This window comes from Streptomyces sp. NBC_00400, from assembly GCF_036048035.1.
In the GTDB taxonomy this organism is placed as follows: Bacteria; Actinomycetota; Actinomycetes; order Streptomycetales; family Streptomycetaceae; genus Streptomyces.
Genome location: NZ_CP107940.1, coordinates 7885781 through 7904989, shown reverse-complemented (window position 1 = coordinate 7904989; position 19209 = coordinate 7885781). Strand labels below are relative to the sequence as shown.

Genomic DNA, 19209 nt, shown 5'->3' with positions numbered 1-19209 from the left:
GTCAGTACCGCAGTTCCGGGTTGCGGATCTCGAACCACACCGCCAGGTCCAGGACCTTCTCGAATGCCGCTCGCGGGGCGCCGGCGATCTGCTGCGGCGACAGCTCGGCCGCCTCGGCGAGCTTGGCCCGGTCGAACAGGTCGAAGACCGGGCTGTTCGGCTCCTTGAGCAGGAGCTTGACCTGCTCCTGCAGCGCGCCGACGTACAGCGTGTCCTGGGTGGACGGGTAGGGGCTCTTGCGGCGCTCCACCACGGACCGGGTCACCACGTCCTTGACCGAGGCGCGCAGCAGGCTCTTCTCCCTGCCGTCGAAGGTCTGCATCGTCCACGGCACGTTGTACAGGTACTGGGCCAGCCGGTAGTCACAGAACGGCACCCGGGTCTCCAGGCCCACCGCCATCGCCATCCGGTCGACGCGGTCCTCCAGCACCCGCATGAAGTGGTTGAGCCCCAGGTGCAGCGACCGCCGGTACATCCGCTGTTCCTCGTCCTCGCCGTCCAGATACGGCACGCGCGCGGTTGCCTCCTGGAAACGGTCGGCCGTGTAGGCGTCGGAGTCCAGAGCGGCGTTGAACTCGCCCGTCAGGTAGGCGGAGCAGTCGACCCGCTTGAGCCAGGTGGTGTGCCACGGGAAGGTGCTGCCGTACCGCGCGGCTTTCGACTGGTGCCAGACGTGGCCGGCGAAGATCTCGTCGGCGGCCTCGCCGCTGAGCGCCACGGTCACGTGCTCACGTACGGCTTTGAACAGCAGATACATCGAGCCGTTGATATCGCCCATGCCCCAGGGAAGGTCCCACGCCGCCACGACGGAGCGTCGGAGGTCGGGGTCGGACAGCCTGCGGTGGTCGAGCACGATGTCGTGGTGCTCGGAGCCGATGTGCGCGGCCATCTCCTTGGCGTACGGCGCGTCGGCGGAGTCGGCCATCTCATGGGGCTGGAAGTTCTCGCTCTGGCCGGGGAAGTCCACCGAGAAGGTACGGGCCCGCTCCCCCTTGGCGGTCAGGTGCTGACTGGCCAGCCCCGCCAGCGCACTGGAGTCGAGGCCGCCGGAGAGCAGGAGGCCCAGCGGCACATCGGCGACCAGCTCGTGCCGCACGTTGTCTTCCACCATCTGCCGCACCCGGGCCACCGTCGTGTCCAGGTCGTCGGTGTGCTCCTCGGCGGACAGCTGCCAGTAGGTGTGCTCGCGCAGCCCGTTGCGGTCGAACTCGATAACCGTCCCGGGCGTCATCACCTTCATGCCGGCCCATACCGCGTTCTCGGAGGACGTGAAGAAGCTGAAGAGCTGACGCATTCCCTCCATGTCCACGACCGGCTTGACGTCAGGATGCGCGAGAATCGCCTTGGGTTCGGATCCGAAGAGCAGGCCGTCCTTGGTCCGGTAGTAGTGCATGGGCTTCGTTCCCATGCGGTCCCTGATCAGAGTGAGCCGCTCGTACCGCGAATCCCACACTGCGATGGCGCACATTCCCACCATGCGTTCCGCAATTGCAGCACCCCATTCGAGGTATCCGCGCAGCACGACCTCGGTGTCACTCCTGGTCCGGAATGTGTGACCGCGTTTGCACAGCTCATCGCGCAGCTCGACGAAATTGTACGTCTCGCCGCTGTAGCTCAGGGTGACGGGCCCTCCGGGCGTATCCACCGTCATGGGCTGTGTCCCACCGGGCAGATCGATGATCGACAACCGTCGGTGCCCGAGGGCCGCGTGCCTCGACAGCCACTGCCCGGAAGCGTCGGGGCCGCGGCAGGTCATGGAGTTGGTCATTCCCGCAAGAATATTCTCCTCATGCGAGAGGTCCTGACGAAAACTGACCCATCCGGCGACACCGCACATCTGCCGTCCTCCTGGAAAGTTCGCTGGTCGCTGGCCTGGGAGCGCCATGCAAGCGGTGGCCTGCGCGCGACGGGGAATTCCGCAATTGCGGACGCTATACGTGAGAAAAGTACCCTGCGTGAGCGAAGCCGCACAACTACGTACCTCAAGGTGCGTGGCCATGGCCGAACCGGGCGGCACCGGCGCCCGGTTGGGAGGTCGCGCGGACTTTAGCGAGTGCCCCCGCGCACTTAACGAGTGCCCCCGCGCACTCAATTGAGTGCCCGCGCGTGAAGCCTCTTGCACCTTTCGCGTACCTCAAGGTACCTACTTGAATCCGGATTGAACGGGATGTTCCAATAATCTTGGCCTGCGTCACAAGGCTCATACGCAGGAAGAGGGGAATAGTGGCACGCCTTATGCCGATCTCGACCCGCATCGGAGAACAACGGTCCCTTGCACGGGAAAGGACCACGTTAAAGACGTCGCCCACCGCCGGCTCCCTGCCCGCCGCCCAGCAGCCCAACTGGCCGGACCCGGCCACCGCTCTTGCCGTCCGGCGGCGGTTGTCGGCACTGCCGGCCCTGGTCAGCGCCGACGAGACCAGGGACTTGCTCGTACGCATGGCCCAGGTGCAGCGCGGCGAAGCGTTCCTGCTGCAGGCAGGTGCCTGCGCGGAACCCTTCGGCAGGCATGCGGTGCGCAGCGCCGAGAGCGATCACCGGCTGATCGGCAGGATGGCCGACACCGTCACGGCCCGGCTGAAGCTCCCCGCACTGACCATCGGGCGGGTGGCCGGCCAGTTCGCCAAGCCCCGGTCGCAGCCCGTGGAGACGGTGGACGGGACGGTGTTGCCGAGCTTCCGTGGTCTGCTGGTCAACGGGTCCGAGCCCGACGTCCGGAGCAGGCGCTCCGATCCCTTCCGCATGCTCGCCGCGTACCAGACCGCTCGCATGGTGCTGGACCGGTTGCGCCGGCTCGACGCCGCGTCGGGGCGGGACCGCTTGTGGGCGAGCCACGAGGCCCTGGTACTCGACTACGAGGAACCGCTCACCCGGTTCGACCCGGTCACGGGCGAGTGGTTCGCCGGTTCGACGCACCTGCCGTGGATCGGCGAGCGGACCAGGCAGCCCGACTGGGCTCATGTGTCCCTGCTGTCGGCCGTGATCAATCCCGTCGCGTGCAAGGTCGGTGCCGGCATCCGCAACGAGGACGTGCTGGAGCTGTGCGAGCGCCTCGATCCGCACCGGCGGCCCGGGCGGCTCACGTTGGTCGTCCGGCTCGGCGCACAGCAGGTCCGGGAACGGCTTCCGGAACTCATCAATGTGACACGCCGTTCGGGCCACCCGGTGACATGGGTCTGCGATCCCATGCACGGCAACACGGTCGTCACCTCCCACGGGATCAAGACCCGGCACACCAAGGACATACTCGACGAACTCACCGGGTTCTTCGAGGTGCTGGGACGCGCGGGTCAGTGGCCCGGTGGAGTGCATCTCGAGGTCACCGGCGACCAGGTGACCGAGTGTGTCGGCCATGGCGGCCCGGACAACGAAGCGGACCTGGCAATCGGCTACCGGTCGCTGTGCGATCCCCGTCTCAACGACACGCAGGCGATGCAGGTGACCGAAGCGGTGGCAGATCTGGCCGCCCGTCACTGATCCGAAACGGCGGGCACACGGCTCGGGAGGAGCTGCCTCAATGAGGACTCTGCTGATCGACAATTACGACTCCTACACGTACAACCTGTTCCAGCTGCTTGCCGTTGTCAACGGCGAGGAGCCGACGGTGGTGCGCAACGACGCTCCCGGAAGCGGCGCGCCGGCATGGGACACGTTCGACAACGTGGTCATCTCCCCGGGGCCCGGACACCCCGGCAGGGAACGGGATTTCGGCATCTCCGCGCGCGTTCTGGCCGAGGCGTCCGTGCCGGTGCTGGGCGTGTGCCTCGGGCACCAGGGGATCGCACTCGGCTCGCGGGCCGAGGTGGTGCCCGCTCCGGCCCCCAAACACGGCCATCTGACCACCGTCCGTCACGACGGGCGGGATCTCTTCCGTGGGCTGCCGCAGCACTTCACCGCGGTGCGGTACCACTCACTGTGCGTGCAGGAACCGTTGCCTGAAGAACTCGAAGGCATGGGCTGGTCCGAGGACGGCGTACTGATGGCGCTCAGGCACCGGCACCGACCGCTGTGGGGAGTCCAGTTCCACCCCGAGTCGATAGCCAGCGAATTCGGATCGGAGCTCATCGCCAACTTCCGGGACCTCACGGCCGAACACCGACCGCGGCCGGCGCCGATCACCAGCCGGCCACGCCCGGCCGCGCCGGTCGTCGAGGTTCCGCACCACGCGAAGTACCGACTGCACGTCAGCCTCTTCGAGTCCACCGTGGACACCGAGTCGGCCTTCTCCCATCTGTTCGCCGACTCCTCACGGGCCTTCTGGCTGGACAGTGCCCAAACCGACCCCGGGCGCGGCCGTTTCTCCTTTCTCGGTGACGGCAGCGGCCCGCTGGCCGAGTTCGTGCGCTATGACAGCGCCGAGGATGTGGTGCACGTCGAACGGCAGGGCCAACTCCCCCGCCGCATACCCGGCAACGTTCTCGACTACCTTCAGGACCAGCTCCAGCAGCGTCGGACCGACCGGGCCGGGCTGCCGTTCGACTTCGCCTGCGGCTACGTGGGCTACTTCGGTTACGAACTCAAGGGCAGCCTCAATTCGCCCAACCGTCACCAGGCCCGGACACCGGACGCCAGTTGGCTGTTCGCCGACCGGCTCGTTGTCGTGGACCACCATGACTGCCTGACCTACCTGCTGTGCCTCGCCGAGAACAGCGTGGAGGGCGAGTTGTCCGCCAACCACTGGCTCGACGACACCCTCACGTCCCTGCGCGAACTTCCGCCCGCCGAACCGGTGCGGCTGGTGACCACGGAGGCCACGGACGAGGCTCTGGTCGAGCCGTGGCTGATGCGGGACCGGAAGCAGTACCTGGACGACATCGCCCGGTGCAAGGACGCACTCGTGGCGGGAGAGAGCTACGAAATCTGCCTGACCACTGCCGCCGAGCTCCCCGCCGTCGATGACGCCTTCGACTTCTACCGGCGGCTGCGCAGGTACAACCCGGCGCCGTATGCCGCCTTCTTGCGGCTGGGCGACCTGGAGATCGCGAGTTCGTCACCCGAGCGGTTCCTGAAGCTGGACCGGCAGCGGATCCTGGAGTCCAAGCCCATCAAGGGTACGGCCCCACGCCATGCCGTGCCCTCGAAGGACACCGAACTCAAGCTCGAACTGGCCAACAGCGCCAAGACCCGAGCCGAGAATCTCATGATCGTCGACCTGCTGCGCAATGACATCGGGCAGGTGTGCGAGGTGGGCAGTGTCCACGTGCCCAAGCTCATGGCGATCGAAAGCTACCCGACGGTCCACCAGCTCGTCTCGACGGTCCGGGGCAAGCTCCGGCCGGGAGCTGACGCGGTGGACTGTGTGCGCGCCTGCTTCCCCGGCGGTTCCATGACCGGGGCTCCCAAGCGTCGGACCATGGAGATCATCGACGGGCTGGAGACGCAGGCCCGCGGTGTCTACTCGGGGACGCTTGGCTACCTGTCCTGCAACGGCACGGCAGATCTGAACATCGTCATCCGCACGGTGGTCTTCGCCGACGGAATGATGCACATCGGCGCCGGAGGAGCGATCGTGCTGGATTCCGACCCGGAAGAGGAGTACGCGGAGGTGCTGCTCAAGGCCGCGGCGCCGCTCCGTGCGCTGTTCTCTGCGGCCGAGCAGCCGGTGGAGCTGCCGGGCGCCGGACCGACAAGGACTGCACAATGGTGAACATAGCTGCTGACCTGGCCGAACGGGCCGCGCGATCGGGCTGGCTCCACCGCCCCGCAGTACACACCGCCGAACGCACCTGGACTCATGGGCAGGTGCACGAGTTGGCCGCCAGGGCCTCGACGGTTCTGGCGGATCACGGGGTCCGGGCGGGCGGACACGTGGTGGTTGCGCTCCCCGACGGGATCGGGTGGATCACCGCATTCCTCGGCACCGCCGTCCTCGGCGCAACCGCTGTCATCGTCAATCCCGACCTGACCGCCGACGGTCACCGGTTCATCGTCGACGACTGCCAGGCAGCGCTGGTGGTGACCACGGCGGAACGGGCGGGCGGCTTCGACGGCACCGCTGTGCTGGACATCGAGACCCTGATGACGACGGCCGAACACGCACCGGCCACCGAGCCCCGGCCGCTCGCCCCCGACGCGCGGCTCTACGTGCAGTACACGTCAGGGACGACAGGCGTCCCCAAGGGGGTGCCACACCGCCACCAGGACGTGGCGGTCTATGCGAGTGCGGTGGGCGAAGAGGTCTTCCACATCGGTCCGGACGACGTCGGTCTGTCCTTGTCGAAGCTGTACTACGCCTACGGGTTCGGGAACGCCTTCGCCTTCCCGCTGTACACCGGTTCCTCCGTCGTGCTGCTCGGCGACCGGCAGACGCCGGGGGCGGTGCGGGAAGCGATCGCACGCCACGGCGTCACCCTGCTCTACGCCGTGCCGTCCGCCTACGCCCACCTGATCAGCAGCGGTGACCCCTCGGTGTTCGCCACCGTTCGTGCCGCTGTGTCGGCAGGCGAGAACCTGCGTCCGGGCCTGGGCCGCCGCATCTCCGAGTTCCTGTCCGCGCCGGTGCTGGACCAACTGGGCTCGACCGAGGTCGGTCACGCCTTCTGTTCCAACGGAGTGGACTTCTGCCTGCCCGGTACGATCGGCCGCGCCGTCCCCGGATACCGGCTCGACGTACGTGACAAGGCGGGCAATCCGGTTGCCGACGAGGTCGAGGGTGACCTGTGGGTCAGCGGCCCCACAGTGATGGCGGAATACCTCAATCGCCCCCAGGACACGGCTCGGACGCTGGTGGACGGCTGGCTCGCCACCCACGACCGCGCGGTGCGAGGCAAGGACGGGGCCTACCGGCACACCGGTCGCGCCGATGACATGGAAATGGTCGGTGGCGTGACCGTCTCCCCGCTGGAGGTGGAGGCCGTGCTGGGCGATCATTCCGCGGTGAAGGAAGTCGGCGTGACCGTGCTCGCGGATACCCAAGGCATCACCCAGCTGCACGCCTTCGTCGTCCCCACGGAAGGGGCCGGCCGGCCTGATTCCCTGCCGGCCGAGCTTGTCGCCCTGGCGCGGAACAGGCTCGCGCCCCACAAGGTCCCGCGCATCGTGCACCTGGTGGACACACTCCCCCGCACGGCCAACGGGAAGCTGCGCAGGCACATCCTCAGAAGTGGGAAGTGGTGAGCGAGGTGGCCCCGCCCCCGGGAGGGGACCAGGTGTTCCTATGGCGGGATGGCTCCTTGCTGCCGGCCGGCCCGCTGGCCCCCGCGGCACGGACACGGTTGTCGCTGGCCGATTCCTGGCTGCTCAGCGACGGCCGTGTGCGCCGCATCGACCTGCACCGGCAACGATTCCTGCGGGGCTGTGCCGAAGTGGGGAGCGTGTCCCAGGAGACCGCAGCAGCGTTCTGGCAGGCTGCCCTCGGCAAGCTCCCCCGGGCCGGCGACTGGTTCCCCCGCGTGGAGCTGTCCGCCGGGGAGCCGGCCGAGCTGCGTGTGCGGGTCCGGCCGTCACCGGCACGGAGCGGCCAGGTGACGGTGTGGGTGTCGGACACCACCGATCCCAGGACGGCTGCGCATCTGAAGGGACCCGACCTCGACGCACTCGGCGCGCTGCGCGGGCGAGCGGTGGAAAGGGGCGCGCAGGAAGCACTGCTCACCACGGAGTCGGGCGTGGTCCTGGAAGCCGGATTTGCCAGCGTGCTGTGGTGGGACGGGGACCGGCTCTGCGTTCCGTCCCCGGAACTGCCCGTGCTGGGCGGAGTCACCACGGCGGTGATCCAGGAGCGGGCCGCGCAGCTCGGTGTTCCGATCGGGCAGCGACAGGTACCGGTGGAAGAGCTGGAAGGAAAAGAGGTGTGGCTGGTGAACGCGCTGCACGGCATCAGACCGGTGCGGTCCTGGGTGGGGACGTCGATGCGGCCGGGACCTGCCCGCCGCGCCCCCGCATGGCAGAAATGGCTGGCCGGCGAGAGCAGCGAGGTGCGGGCGTGACCGAAGTCCTGGTGGTCGTCGACATGCAGAACGGATTCATCACCGCGGAGACGGCCTCCATCGTGCCCACGGTGGTCGACTTGGTCGAGCGCTGGGAGCGCACCGGGCGGGATGTCGTCTTCACCCGGTTTCTCAACCCGCCGGGTTCCCCCTACGAGCGGCTCATGCACTGGACAGGATTCCGGTCGCCTCCGGAGAACGAGCTGATCGCCGAACTCACGGACCACGCAGCCCGCTCTGTCGCCGTGGTGGACAAGGTTCAGTACTCCGCGTTCACCGGGGAACTGGACAAGCTGGTCCGGCTCCGCACGTGGACGGAGTTCGTGATCTGCGGGATAGCGACGGAGATGTGCGTGCTGAAGACGGCCGTCGACGCCTTCGAACGCGGCTTCAGGCCGCAGATCGTCACCGACGCGAGTCAGACGTACGCGGGCGTCGAGGCCCATGAGGCGGGGCTCGCGCTTGCCGCACGGCTGATCGGACCGGAGCAGCTGACGACCGTGAGCTCCCTGTGGGGTTCCGCTCACTCATCCGCAACGGTCTGACGAGGACACACGAGCGGCCGGTGGGCGAAGAGCGGCCGGTGGGCCTGTCCCCCGTGGCGTGACTCGGCTCCTGGCTGCCCACGGCGAAGGGGCGCGGCGCTCCGAAGTCGTCGTACCGCCCGGCGCCCGCCGCCGTGTCCGGCACGGCGCTGCCGCACCGGCCGCCACCGACCGGCCCATGCCGCCGCATTGGCGACGATTCGGAGCGGCGCTTAGCGTGGGAGAGGACGGCGGCTTCGCACAGATGGTTCCGGAGGGCCCGCGCGGCCGGACCGCCCTCGATGTGGAGGACCGGGATGGCATCTGTCTCCTTCCTGCTGGTGGCCGTGATCCTCACCGCCCTGGCCTTCGACTTCACCAACGGATTCCACGACACCGCCAACTCGATGGCCACCTCCATCGCCACCGGGGCGCTGAGTCCCCGGGTTGCCGTCGCCGTTGCGGGTCTGCTCAATCTGGGCGGAGCCTTCCTCTCCACCGAGGTGGCCAAGACGATCTCGGGCGGCATCGTCCAGGACGGCGAAGTGTCCCTGGTGATGATCTTCGCCGGGCTGATCGGGGCGATCCTGTGGAATCTGGTCACCTGGCTCCTCGGGCTGCCCTCCAGCTCGTCCCACGCCCTGTTCGGCGGGCTGATCGGCGCGGTGTGGGTGGGGGCCGGGGGTTCCGCGGTGCGCTTCGGCACGATCATCGAGAAGATCGTGATTCCTGCGGTGGCCTCGCCGGTGGTGGCCTGCGTGGTGGCGCTGCTGGCCACCTACCTCGCCTATGTGATCACCCGGCGGACTGCGGCACGCGCCGCCGGGAAGGGCTTTCGCGCAGGGCAGATCGGGTCGGCGTCCTTGGTGGCGCTGGCGCACGGCACCAACGACGCCCAGAAGACGATGGGGGTCATCACCCTGGCGCTCATCTCGAGCGGGGTGCTCGCCCATGGCGCGGGGCCGCCCTGGTGGGTGGTGCTGAGCGCGGGCCTGGCGATCTCCCTGGGCACCTACGTGGGCGGCTGGCGGATCATCCGGACCATGGGCAAGGGACTCACCGATATCCAGGCCCCTCAGGGCTTCGCTGCCGAGACCAGCGCGACCGCGGTGATCCTGGCCTCGTCGCACATGGGCTTCGCGCTGTCGACCACCCAGGTGTGCACGGGCAGCATCCTCGGCGCGGGGCTGGGCCGCAAGCTGGCACACGTGCGCTGGGGCGTCGCCGGGCGGATCGCGGTGTCCTGGCTGCTGACGCTGCCCGCCGCGGCCGCCGTGGGAGGTCTGGCAGCGTGGGTGGCCGATCGGGGCGATGCGGGGGTGGCCCTGGTGGCGGGCGTCGCGCTGGCTGCCGCGGCGGGCTTCTACGTGCTCTCGCGCCGCCGTCCGGTGAGCCCGGAGAACGTCAATGAGGTGCCGGCACCCGCCGCGAAGCCCACCGTCAAGTCGGCCGCCTGAGCCGGCCCGACCGAACGGGCGGGCCGTCGTCGAGGAAGGGGAGCGGGATGGACATCGACTGGGGCACCCTCGCCGGGGTCTTCGGTGTCAGCCTCGGGATCACCGTGGTGGTGGTCGTGATGTTCTCGCTCGGACTGGTCGCATGGGCCCGTGCCGGACACGGAGAGCCCGCCCCCGACATGCCCCGGGGCCGGCACCGGAAGGTGGCGACCGCCACGGCCGTGCTGTGCTTCGCCGCCTGCCTCGCGGTCGCGGCCTACGGGATCGACCTGATCGTTCCCAGCTGACCCGGCCGAACACAGTTACGAAGTAGTGACCATCGGGAGTCAACCGCGTGGCGCGCAGGCAGCTCTATCTCGTTGATAGCACGTCAATTAGCGATTTTTAGCCCTAGTTGGCGCATTGTGCACGTAGGCATGCAAGGAGACACGAGCATGAAGCTTGGCCTGAAGCGGTTAGTTGTGATCGGCTCGCTGGGTGTGGCCTCGGCGACACTGGCAACATCCCCGGCGTTCGCGAAGAGCGACATCTCGATCGAGGCCACTCCCCACACGGTGCATGTCGGCCAGGTCGTGAAGGTGCACGGCCAGGGTGGGGATGACGCCGAGCGGTACACGACGCTCGTCATACAGCAGAGGTCCGGCAGGCCCGGCCACTGGAGCAATTGGCAGACCGTGAAGCAGGACTTCGGCTTCGAGGTGCGCGCGAACGTCAAGGCCGGCCAGGCGGGCGAGCTGCAGTTCCGTTCGGTGCTGTATGCGACCGACGAGAACCACCAGCACCCGAAGACGGACCGCGTATCCGCGCCGCTGACCATCCACGTCGTCCGCTAGCCGGCACCACGGCACCGCACGCCTGGGCGGCGGGAATGCCGCCTCCGCGTCCCGCCCCTGCGCTCACCACGCGTGACGTCTTCGTCACCGTGGCGAGCGCAGGGGCTCCGATTGCGATGCAAGCCGTCGACGGGAATACTGGATACCACGGGCAGGGAAGGCCCGGAAGCGCGCTGCGTGTGACCATATGTGCCTCACGCAGCGTTTCCCTTGCCCGTATTCTTTCTCGGATTCTTTCTCAGCACGTCGGTCGGAATGCCGGCCGGAACGTCGAGCCGTTCCGTCGGCTCAATGAGCTGTTGAGGAAGCGGCGTTCAGGGTGCGCGGGCGCCGCAAGGTGAAGAGCCGCCTCCGCCGACGTCGCATTCCTCATCGAGGTCGCATTCCTCATCGAGGCCAGCAGGTCAAGAGGCCGCATCCGATGGCGCTCAGAATTCGGAGAACGCCAAGGGGAATTGGCGAGATCGCCCCCCTGTCGCACAGCGCCTTCGAGGCCAGCCCTCATAGGGGGACCAGCCTCGAAGTTGACCCGTGGGTCGCTAGAAACGGCCTCCGCGGCCGAAACCGCCGCCGCGGCCAAAGCCGCCGCCTCGGCCAAAGCCGCGTCCACGACCAAAGCCGCGGCCGCCACCACGGCCGTAGCCGCCTCCACGTCCACGGCCGTATCCACTCCAGCCGTAGTCGTCCCAGTCGTCGCCATGCCTACCGGGGAACACACTTCGGAAGCTCATCGTGCCTCCTTGAATCTCTGACTTGATCCCTGATGGATCATCCAGCTGTCCAGCCGGACCACTTCCCACGCTACGCCGCGACACGAGTCGAAATCAAACGGGAAAAGTCTGAACGTTAAGGGACATCTGCTGTTTTCCTATGTACGCAACGTGGCCATTGTTCGCTCTCCGAATTCCCACTTCCCCCGCCCCGTTGGGCCGGATTTCAGGCGTCGCGATTTCATCGCACCACGTGCAATCCGATATCCCGTATCCGAGGTGCGGATAACGAGCCCAACACCGAATTCCCAGCGGAGTGGTGAGGAAGAGTCAGGCGATGCCGTCGGCACAGGTGACGTCCGCGATCCGTGCTCCTTGCCTCGCCACCACTCCACACCTCCGGCCGGAGGGGACTGCAGCCAGGCTCAGTTGCTCACGGGGAGGTCACTCTGCTGAGCTTCGCCGGACGACGCCGCGCTGCTCGTACTCCATGATGGACTCGACGTGGGGGGCGATGGATGCTCCGCACTCGCGGGTGATCATCCAGAGCGCCAGATCGATTCCGCTGGTGACTCCGCCCGCGGTCACCAGGTTCCCGTCGTCGACGACTCGTGCGTCGATCACCTACGCCAGGGCGGCCGGCGGGCCGGCGGCGAACTCGACGTTGCGGGACCTGCGCAGGCGCCGGACGGCCTCGCGCTGGACCTTGCCTGATTCGGTGCGGGGCAGGTCGTCCACGAACTCCAGGAACCGTACGAGCTTGGGCGCGGGCAGATGTTTGTGCAGGTGCGCGAAGAGTACTTCGGCGGTGGCGCGGCTGGCGTTCCAGCCGGCGCTGAGCACGACGTACGCCTTGGGTACCTGTGCCGTGCCCTCGGAGACCGGTACCACGGACAGTTCGGCGACGGCGGGGTGCAGCACCAGTACGTGTTCCAGTTCGAGGGGAGCGATCAGCGCCCCGTCCGGTCCCTCGAACACGTCCTTGCGGCGCCCGAGGTAGACCAGGGAACCGTCGCTGTCCCATCGGGCCAGGTCACCGGTCCGGTAGAGGCCGCCCGGGGTATGGCTGGTGGCGTTGTCCTCCGGGTCGAGGTAGCCGCGCATCATGCCGACGGGCTTGTTGGCCAGGTCCAGGCACAGCTCGCCCTCCTGAGCCGGCTCGTCGGTGCCGGCCCTGACCACCACCAGCTCGTAGCCCGGTAGCGGGTAGCCCATGGAGACCGGGTCCGCCGGGGAGGAGGCGGTGACCCCGGCCATGGCGGTGACCTCGGACTGTCCGAACCCGTTGCGGACGGTCACCCCGGCCAGCCTGCGGACCTGTTCGACCACGTCACCCATGAGCGGTTCACCGACGCTGACCGCGTGCCGCAACCCGGGCAGGCCGTCGGGCAACCCGGTCCGGATCAGAGCCCGCCAGATGCTGGGCGGCGCGCAGAAGCTGGTGACCGTCCCGGTCCTCAGCACCTCCAGCAGCCGCTGCGGGGTCGCGTCGGCGTTGTCCATGGACACCACGGTGGCCTCGGCGTTCCAGGGCCCGAACAGCGAGCTCCATGGGTACTTCGCCCAGGCCGGGGCGGAGACGTTGAGGTGCACATCCCCCGGCTTCAGCCCGTTCCAGTACATGCTCGCAAGATGCCCGATCGCGTAGCTGACGTGCGTGTGCACCACCAGCTTCGGCCGCGAGGTGGAGCCGGAGGTGAAGTAGTAGAACAGCGGCTCGTCGGCCTCGGTGGGGCCCTCCGGCACGAAGTCGTCCTCGTGCTCGGCCGAGGTGGCGAAGTCGGCCCAGCCCTCGTGCTCCCCGCCCACGATGATCCTGGTCCGGAGCCCGTCCACGGCGAGCCCCGGCACGATCCGGTGGTCGGCGATCACATGCCGGGCTCCGGCCCTGCCGATCCTGGTGCGCAGTTCCTCGGGCGAGATGGTGATGAAGGCGGGCGCGATAACGGCCCGGACCTTGATCAGGGCGAGCATCAGCTCCCACAGCTCGATCCGGTTGTCCATCAGCAGCATCACCACGTCGCCCCGGCGGATGCCCTGCGACAGCAGCCAGCCGGCGACCCGGTCGGAACGCCGGGAAAGCTCCTGGAAGGTCAGCTCCCCCTGTCCGACGATGCGCAGCGCCACCCGGTCGTTGCCCTCGGCGATCCGGTCGAACCAGTCGGTCGCCCAGTTGAACTGCCGTGGCCGCGGCCACCGGAACGCCTTGCGCGCGGCGTCCTGGTCGTTGGCGTGGTGCAAAAGGAGGTCCCGCGCCGCGCGGAACTCCTGGTAGGCATCGTCTTGCCCGGACAACTTGTCCCCGATCACTGGAAGGTGTTGGACTCGGCCCGGCGCAGCACGCTGAGCGCTATCACGTCGGCGTCCCTGGAGAAGGAGGTGTGCACACCCGGCCGGCCGTTGCCGATCTGGGTGAACCAGCACACCCGCTCGGTCGGGATGCCCAGCGCGTAGAGGGCGCGGTGCGGGCGGCCGTCGGCGGCGATCACCCGACGCTCGGCCGGGGTGATGTGCAGTGCCCCGGTGGCAAACATCTCTTCGGTGTCGCCGTGCACGAAGTCGACGGCCATCCGCTCCTCGACCAGCTGCCGCATCAGCGGGTCGGTGTTACGGATCAGGCCGGCGGTCGGGATCCGGGAGTCGATGAGCACGTCGCAGTGCCTGCGAGAGCCCTCGACGGCCGGGGATTCCAGGAAGAACCGGCCCTGCTCGGCGTCGCATCCGTGCACCACGTCCGGCCCGGCCACGTCGAGCACCCTGGCATTGATCAAGGCCAGGAACTGCGCGGTGCGTTCCAGCGGGGGGCCGGTGAACAGCGTCGAGGTGCGTGAGACGAACCGGCCGAGGAAGTCGGCCCGATGGGATCGCGGGGTCAGGCCACCGAAGTCCACGGCGTACCGCAGCACTTCGCGGGAATCGCGGATGGCGTCCAGCGCGGCCTTGAGCGGACTGTCCACGTTGCCCTGACCGGCCTCCGTGATGTCGGCGAGCAGGATGCGCCGTACCTCGGCGACCACGTCGGCACCGGAGTCGAACCGCTTGGTGTGCAGCGGTCTGGACAGCTGGTCCAGGTCGACCGGCTCCACGTCTTCGAGGCCGTGGCGCACCACCACCTCGCGCCAGCGCGCCAGTTCCGGGCCGAGTGCGTACAGCTCGGCGCCGACCGTCTCGGCACGCTCCGGCCCGTGCTGGGTCCTTGCCTGGGTGGTGTAGTAGACATAGTTGATTTCGGCCTGAAGTAAGGACAGCACGTCCCGGTCGAAGTCCAGGGCGGGGTTGCCCCGGTGCACCGCGTTGCGCTCGCGCAGCTGGCCGATGGCGGCCGAGGTGAGGAACTTCGGCGCTGCGCGGCCGGTCACCCCCTTCTGGTTGCGGCCCCGCGAACGGATCGGCAATCCGCTGCGCGAGCCCGCGACCACCGAGGGCTCGTTGCCGCTGGGCACGTAGCACATGGCTCCGTCGCCGTTCACCTTGAACTTCCCGCCCCGGCCGACGGTGAAGGACATCAGGATGTCGTAGAAGGACAGCCCGAGCCCCACTACGCCGACCTCGGCGCCGGGCGGGATCGACTGCAGTTCCAGATCGGCGGCCGAATCCCCGCTGAGGTAACGGAGTCCGGACCGGTCCTGCGCGAACCGCGCCAGCTCCGACTGGTGCTCGGACAGCTCCGCCTGGGCGTGCCCGGTGGTGATCACCACCGCGTCGGCGGTCACGGTGCGCTCATCGTCCGAGGTGGACACGCGGAGTTCGTAGCTGGTGCCGTTCTCCCGCAACGAGGTCACCTTGCCGACCACTTCGACGACCTCGCCGAGCCCGGACACGGCACGCACCACCGAGTCGTACACATACCGCAGGTACCGGCCGTAGGCGTACCTCGGTGCGTAGTCGTCATGGTCCAGTCCGGACAGTTCCGGTTCCGGCTGTGTGGGTAACCACTGCTGGAAGGACAGGCCGGCGCCCGGCCGGCATGGCTCACCGTCGAAGACCCCGGAGAACATGCTGATCTCACCGACGACGGTGTTCATCAGGAAGCTGGTCTCCTGGTCCGTCCGCCAGATCCGGCCGGCTCCCAGTTCCACCGCGTCGATCAGCCAGATCCTGACGCTCGGCGGCTCCGTCTCGGCCATCAGATTGGCCGCGAGCCGTTCGAACACCGAGATCCCGCGCGGACCGGTGCCCACGATTGCGACGTCCAGCACCCTGTCAGTCAGGTGTTGCACGGCCTGTCTCCCCATCTGTAAGGCTCGCCTTCAGCGCGCAGCCGCGCCCAGGTCGTCCATGGCCGGCAAGCGTCCGAGCGAGGCGGCGATCAGCTCGTCCGACGCCGCCATGTCGGTCATGTTCCCGCTGAGGAACTGCTGGTAGGCCGAGAGGTCGAGCAGCCCGTGACCGCTGAGGTTGAACAGGATGACCCTCTCCTTGCGTTCCTTCTTGGCCAGCAGCGCCTCTTCGATCGCGCCGCGGATGGCGTGCGCCGACTCGGGGGCCGGGATGATGCCCTCCTCATTGGCGAAGGTGAGGCCGGCCTCGAACACCGGACGCTGTGCGTAGGCCACCGCTTCTATCAGCTTCTGGTGATACATCGCGCTGACCAAGGGGGCGGCGCCGTGGTACCGCAGGCCGCCGGCGTGGATACCCGGGGAGACGAAGGTGTGCCCCAGGGTGTACATCTTGGTCATCGGCGTGATGCCGGTGTAGTCGTTGTAGTCCCATGCGTAACGGCCCTTGGTGAGCTTGGGGCACGCCTCCGGTTCCACCGCGACGAACCGGGTCTGCAGGCCCTCGCGCACCTTCTCGTGGAAGAACGGCAGGCAGATGCCGGAGAAGTTGCTGCCCGCGCCGACCGAGCCGATCACCACATCCGGGAAGTCGCCGATCGCACGGAACTGCCGGACCGCCTCCTGCCCGATCACGGTCTGGTGCAGCAGGACGTGATTCTCCCCGCTGCCCACCGAGAGGTTGCAGCGCTCGACTTGGCGCGCGTGCTCGAAGGCCTCCGCGTTGGCGATGGACAGGCTGCCGTCGGTGTTCGGGTCGCGGGCCAGCGCGGCCCGGCCGGCCTCGGAGTTCTCGTTGGGGCTGGAGATGACCTTGGCCCCGTTCATCTCCATCATGATCCGGCGGTAGGGCTTCTGGTCGTAGCTGACCCGGACCATGTAGACGGTGCACTCCAGGCCGAAGATGCGGCAGGCGACGGCGAGAGCCGAGCCCCACTGGCCGGCACCGGTGCCGGTGGTCAGGCTGGTGATGCCTGCCTGCTTGTAGTAATAGGCCTGGGCGAGGGCGGTGTTCAGCTTGTGGCTGCCGGTGGTGTTGGTGCCCTCGTACTTGTAGTAGATCCGGGCCGGGGTATCGAGCAGCTGCTCCAGCCGGCGTGCCCGGTGGAGCGGGGTCGGCCGCCAGCGCAGGTACTCCTCACGCACCGGCTGCGGGATCTCGACGAACCGTTCCCGGCCCATGCTCTGCCGGTACATCGACAGCGGGATCTGCGGGGTGACCGCGCCACCGCTCTCGCGGGTCTCCGGCCTTGCCTGGCGCAGCTTTGCCGCCTCCTCGACGCCGGTGAGGTCGGACAGCACGTTGTACCAGTGAGTGGGAACGATTTCTTCAGCGGTCAGCGAGGCTTCTGCCGAATTCACCATGCGTTTCCGATCCTCGTTTCTAGGAATTTTTCACGTGCGACTGGACCAACTTCACGAGATCGTCGACGCGGCACAGCGCGGCCTCGAATATCTCACTGTCGCCGATCGTGATGCCACATTCCTTCTCGATTCGGACGACTATTTCAAGAATGCTCAACGAGTCGATTCCGATCCCGCGCAACTCGTCGTCATTCTTGATTTCGGCCGGCGCGGACGATCCGAGTATGTCTGCGATGACCTCGCATACCCGGGTGTCAACCTTCACAGGAGACGTCAAGGCAATTCCTCTTCCCTGGAGTTGTTCGCTTTTCCGGCTGTTCCGCTAGGCCATGGGCCCCGTCATCACCGCGGTGCGCAGCCCGAGCAGCAGCAGAACCGCCCCGCTCACCCAGGCCAGTCCGACCCGCATCGCCGGCATGGCCAGCAGCCGCCGTGCCAGGCCGACCAGGGTGACCACCACCGCGTACCAGCCGGCGCTGATCAAGATCTGCACGGCGGTCAGCGTGACCACGTCGGCGGGCGAACCGCCGCCGGCCGGCAGGAACTGCGGGATCAGTGCCAGGTAGACGGTGGCCATTTTGGGGTTGGCGGCACTGGTGACCAGCCCTGACCGGTAGGACCGCCACAGGTCGGCGGCGCCGTACTCCTCGGGCGCTTCCGGCTGGTGGCCGAACTTCCACCGGTTGCGCACCGTCATCACCGCGAGATAGCAGAGGTAGGCGGCACCCGCCAGCTTGAAGGCGGTGAACACCAGCGGAGAGGTCTGCGTCAGTGCGGCCAGCCCGAGGGCGGAGGTCGCCGCCCACATGAGCAGCCCGGTGCTGCTGCCGAGAATGGTCACCAACCCGGCCCCACGTCCAAAACGCAGCGTCTCATTCACCAACACCATGAATGAAGGCCCCGGCGCGGCCACCATCGCGAAAATCGTCGCGATGAAAACCCAGGTCACCATGAGGCTTCCGCAATGTCCGTCGTCATTCGACCGGAGGGCGCAGTCAACGTTAGTGCATCCAATCGAATCGACCCCCCTGCAAGGTCCGAAAGTCCCGGATCTTGATCACCACGATTGGAACGCTATCTGCTGGGATGACCCCAGGCAACAAGCTGGGAAAACAATTTCCCGGGCAAGAGGGGAAGTTACGAGCCAGTAGGAATCAATTTCGGTCACCCCGGGGTGCGACCACGAGCTCGCCACGTCGGATGCACTGCTTCCGGTAGTGCACATCCGGCCAAGAGCACGTCCTCGTCCGCATGCCGGAGGCGTGTCCATCACCACACTTTCGCTTCCCGTGGAACCATCCGAAGGGAAATGAACTGTAAGCGTGTTGCAGAAGGCCGCGGTCGGGCAGGCCCCGGGCGCGCGCCGGTTCGGGGCAGCCGGCGGATCGGACCTGGTAGACCGGCGGGAGCGTCACACCGTGTGTCACGGCGAGCGCCGCCTCCGCTATCAGGTCGCTCGCGCCGGGACCGATGATGTGAGTCCCCAGGACCGCACCGCTCGACCGGTCGGCGACCACCTTGACCATGCCGTCCGTGGCGCCATACGCATGAGCACGCCCAAGGGCGGCGAACGGGAAGCGTGCGGTGGTGATCCCGTGGCCGCCCGCCCGCGCTTGGGCCTCCGTCAGGCCGACGCTCGCCACCTCGGGGTGGGTGAAGGTGGCCGCCGGTACGGCCCGGTAGTCGATACGTTCGTCGTGGCCGCTGATGACGGACGCCGCCACCAGGGCCTGATACCGTCCTTGCGCTGCAGAACGGCGGAGTAATCCAGCTGCACACCCGCTGTCCGCACGCCGAACTCCTCCGCGCCGCGCACGGTCTCCAGGACTTCCGCCGAGCGCAGCATGGCCTTCGTCGGAATGCAGCCCCAGTTGAGACAGACGCCGCCAGGACGCTCCTTGTCGACGAGGACGACCGAACGGCCGAGCTGGGCGCCGCGGATGGCGGCGACGTAGCCGCCGGGGCCGCCGCCGATGACGAGAACGTCGAACTGGTGCTGACTCATGGGGGGTTACTCCTCTTCCTGGTGGGCTTGGTGGGCTTGAGGGGCTTCTACGCAGGCGGCTATGGGATGACGTGTCGTCAAGCGGGCTACTCGATCGTCGAGTTCGGCCACTT

General features: G+C 67.8%; 17 protein-coding genes. 8 read left to right on the top strand and 9 right to left on the bottom strand.

Features of this window, described 5'->3' with window-relative positions:
• Window position 1: 1 nt before the first annotated feature.
• Window positions 2-1837 (bottom strand): asparagine synthase (glutamine-hydrolyzing), encoded by a 1836-nt coding sequence (gene asnB, locus OHS81_RS34645; protein WP_328389929.1) that lies wholly within the window; start codon window positions 1835-1837, stop codon window positions 2-4.
• Between the two features lie 398 nt (window positions 1838-2235).
• Between asnB and OHS81_RS34640 the strand changes: the two genes are divergently transcribed.
• From OHS81_RS34640 to OHS81_RS34605, 8 genes are all read left to right on the top strand, one after another.
• Complete coding sequence (locus OHS81_RS34640; RefSeq protein WP_328389927.1) at window positions 2236-3477, top strand: 3-deoxy-7-phosphoheptulonate synthase; 1242 nt, start codon at window positions 2236-2238, stop codon at window positions 3475-3477.
• A gap of 40 nt (window positions 3478-3517) precedes the next feature.
• Window positions 3518-5647, top strand: coding sequence for an aminodeoxychorismate synthase component I (gene pabB, locus OHS81_RS34635; protein WP_328389925.1), 2130 nt, complete (start codon window positions 3518-3520; stop codon window positions 5645-5647).
• Complete coding sequence (locus OHS81_RS34630) at window positions 5641-7116, top strand: AMP-binding protein (protein ID WP_328389923.1); 1476 nt, start codon at window positions 5641-5643, stop codon at window positions 7114-7116. The genes pabB and OHS81_RS34630 overlap by 7 nt, the downstream gene beginning before the upstream one ends.
• 32 nt (window positions 7117-7148) lie before the next feature.
• Window positions 7149-7925: an aminotransferase class IV gene (locus OHS81_RS34625; protein ID WP_328389920.1), complete on the top strand. Its 777-nt coding sequence runs from the start codon at window positions 7149-7151 to the stop codon at window positions 7923-7925.
• Entirely contained in the window at window positions 7922-8470 is a 549-nt protein-coding gene (locus tag OHS81_RS34620; RefSeq protein ID WP_328389918.1) for a cysteine hydrolase family protein, read from the top strand. Before OHS81_RS34625 ends, OHS81_RS34620 begins: the two co-directional genes overlap by 4 nt.
• A 296-nt stretch (window positions 8471-8766) precedes the next feature.
• A complete protein-coding gene (locus OHS81_RS34615; RefSeq protein WP_328389916.1) occupies window positions 8767-9906 on the top strand; it encodes an inorganic phosphate transporter in 1140 nt (379 codons plus the stop codon).
• 47 nt (window positions 9907-9953) lie between these two features.
• Window positions 9954-10193 carry a hypothetical protein gene (locus tag OHS81_RS34610; RefSeq protein WP_328389914.1) on the top strand — a complete coding sequence of 80 codons (240 nt, stop codon included), beginning with the start codon at window positions 9954-9956 and terminating at the stop codon, window positions 10191-10193.
• Window positions 10194-10340: 147 nt separating this feature from the next.
• Window positions 10341-10739: a hypothetical protein gene (locus OHS81_RS34605; RefSeq protein WP_328389912.1), complete on the top strand. Its 399-nt coding sequence runs from the start codon at window positions 10341-10343 to the stop codon at window positions 10737-10739.
• A 1154-nt stretch (window positions 10740-11893) separates the two neighbouring features.
• On the opposite strand, the gene OHS81_RS34600 is transcribed toward OHS81_RS34605, so the two are convergent.
• The 8 genes from OHS81_RS34600 to OHS81_RS34570 all read right to left on the bottom strand — a co-directional run bounded on the left by OHS81_RS34600 (window position 11894) and on the right by OHS81_RS34570 (window position 19096).
• Window positions 11894-12073 carry a hypothetical protein gene (locus tag OHS81_RS34600; RefSeq protein WP_328389910.1) on the bottom strand — a complete coding sequence of 60 codons (180 nt, stop codon included), beginning with the start codon at window positions 12071-12073 and terminating at the stop codon, window positions 11894-11896.
• On the bottom strand, window positions 12074-13744 hold the full coding sequence (locus OHS81_RS34595; RefSeq protein WP_328389908.1) for an AMP-binding protein: 1671 nt from the start codon (window positions 13742-13744) through the stop codon (window positions 12074-12076). It lies immediately after the preceding gene.
• Between the two features lie 11 nt (window positions 13745-13755).
• Entirely contained in the window at window positions 13756-15669 is a 1914-nt protein-coding gene (locus OHS81_RS34590; protein WP_328389906.1) for an FAD/NAD(P)-binding protein, read from the bottom strand.
• Between the two features lie 30 nt (window positions 15670-15699).
• Window positions 15700-17091, bottom strand: coding sequence for a TrpB-like pyridoxal phosphate-dependent enzyme (locus OHS81_RS34585; protein ID WP_328389904.1), 1392 nt, complete (start codon window positions 17089-17091; stop codon window positions 15700-15702).
• Window positions 17092-17110: 19 nt separating this feature from the next.
• The gene (locus tag OHS81_RS34580; RefSeq protein WP_328389902.1) at window positions 17111-17368 is read right to left on the bottom strand and encodes an acyl carrier protein; all 258 of its coding nucleotides are present in this window, start codon (window positions 17366-17368) and stop codon (window positions 17111-17113) included.
• Between the two features lie 45 nt (window positions 17369-17413).
• A complete protein-coding gene (locus tag OHS81_RS34575) occupies window positions 17414-18007 on the bottom strand; it encodes a LysE family translocator (RefSeq protein WP_328391638.1) in 594 nt (197 codons plus the stop codon).
• Between the two features lie 238 nt (window positions 18008-18245).
• Complete coding sequence (locus tag OHS81_RS37535) at window positions 18246-18734, bottom strand: hypothetical protein (RefSeq protein ID WP_443058809.1); 489 nt, start codon at window positions 18732-18734, stop codon at window positions 18246-18248.
• Window positions 18716-19096 carry an FAD-dependent oxidoreductase gene (locus tag OHS81_RS34570; RefSeq protein ID WP_328389900.1) on the bottom strand — a complete coding sequence of 127 codons (381 nt, stop codon included), beginning with the start codon at window positions 19094-19096 and terminating at the stop codon, window positions 18716-18718. The genes OHS81_RS37535 and OHS81_RS34570 overlap by 19 nt, the downstream gene beginning before the upstream one ends.
• Between the last annotated feature and the right edge of the window lie 113 nt (window positions 19097-19209).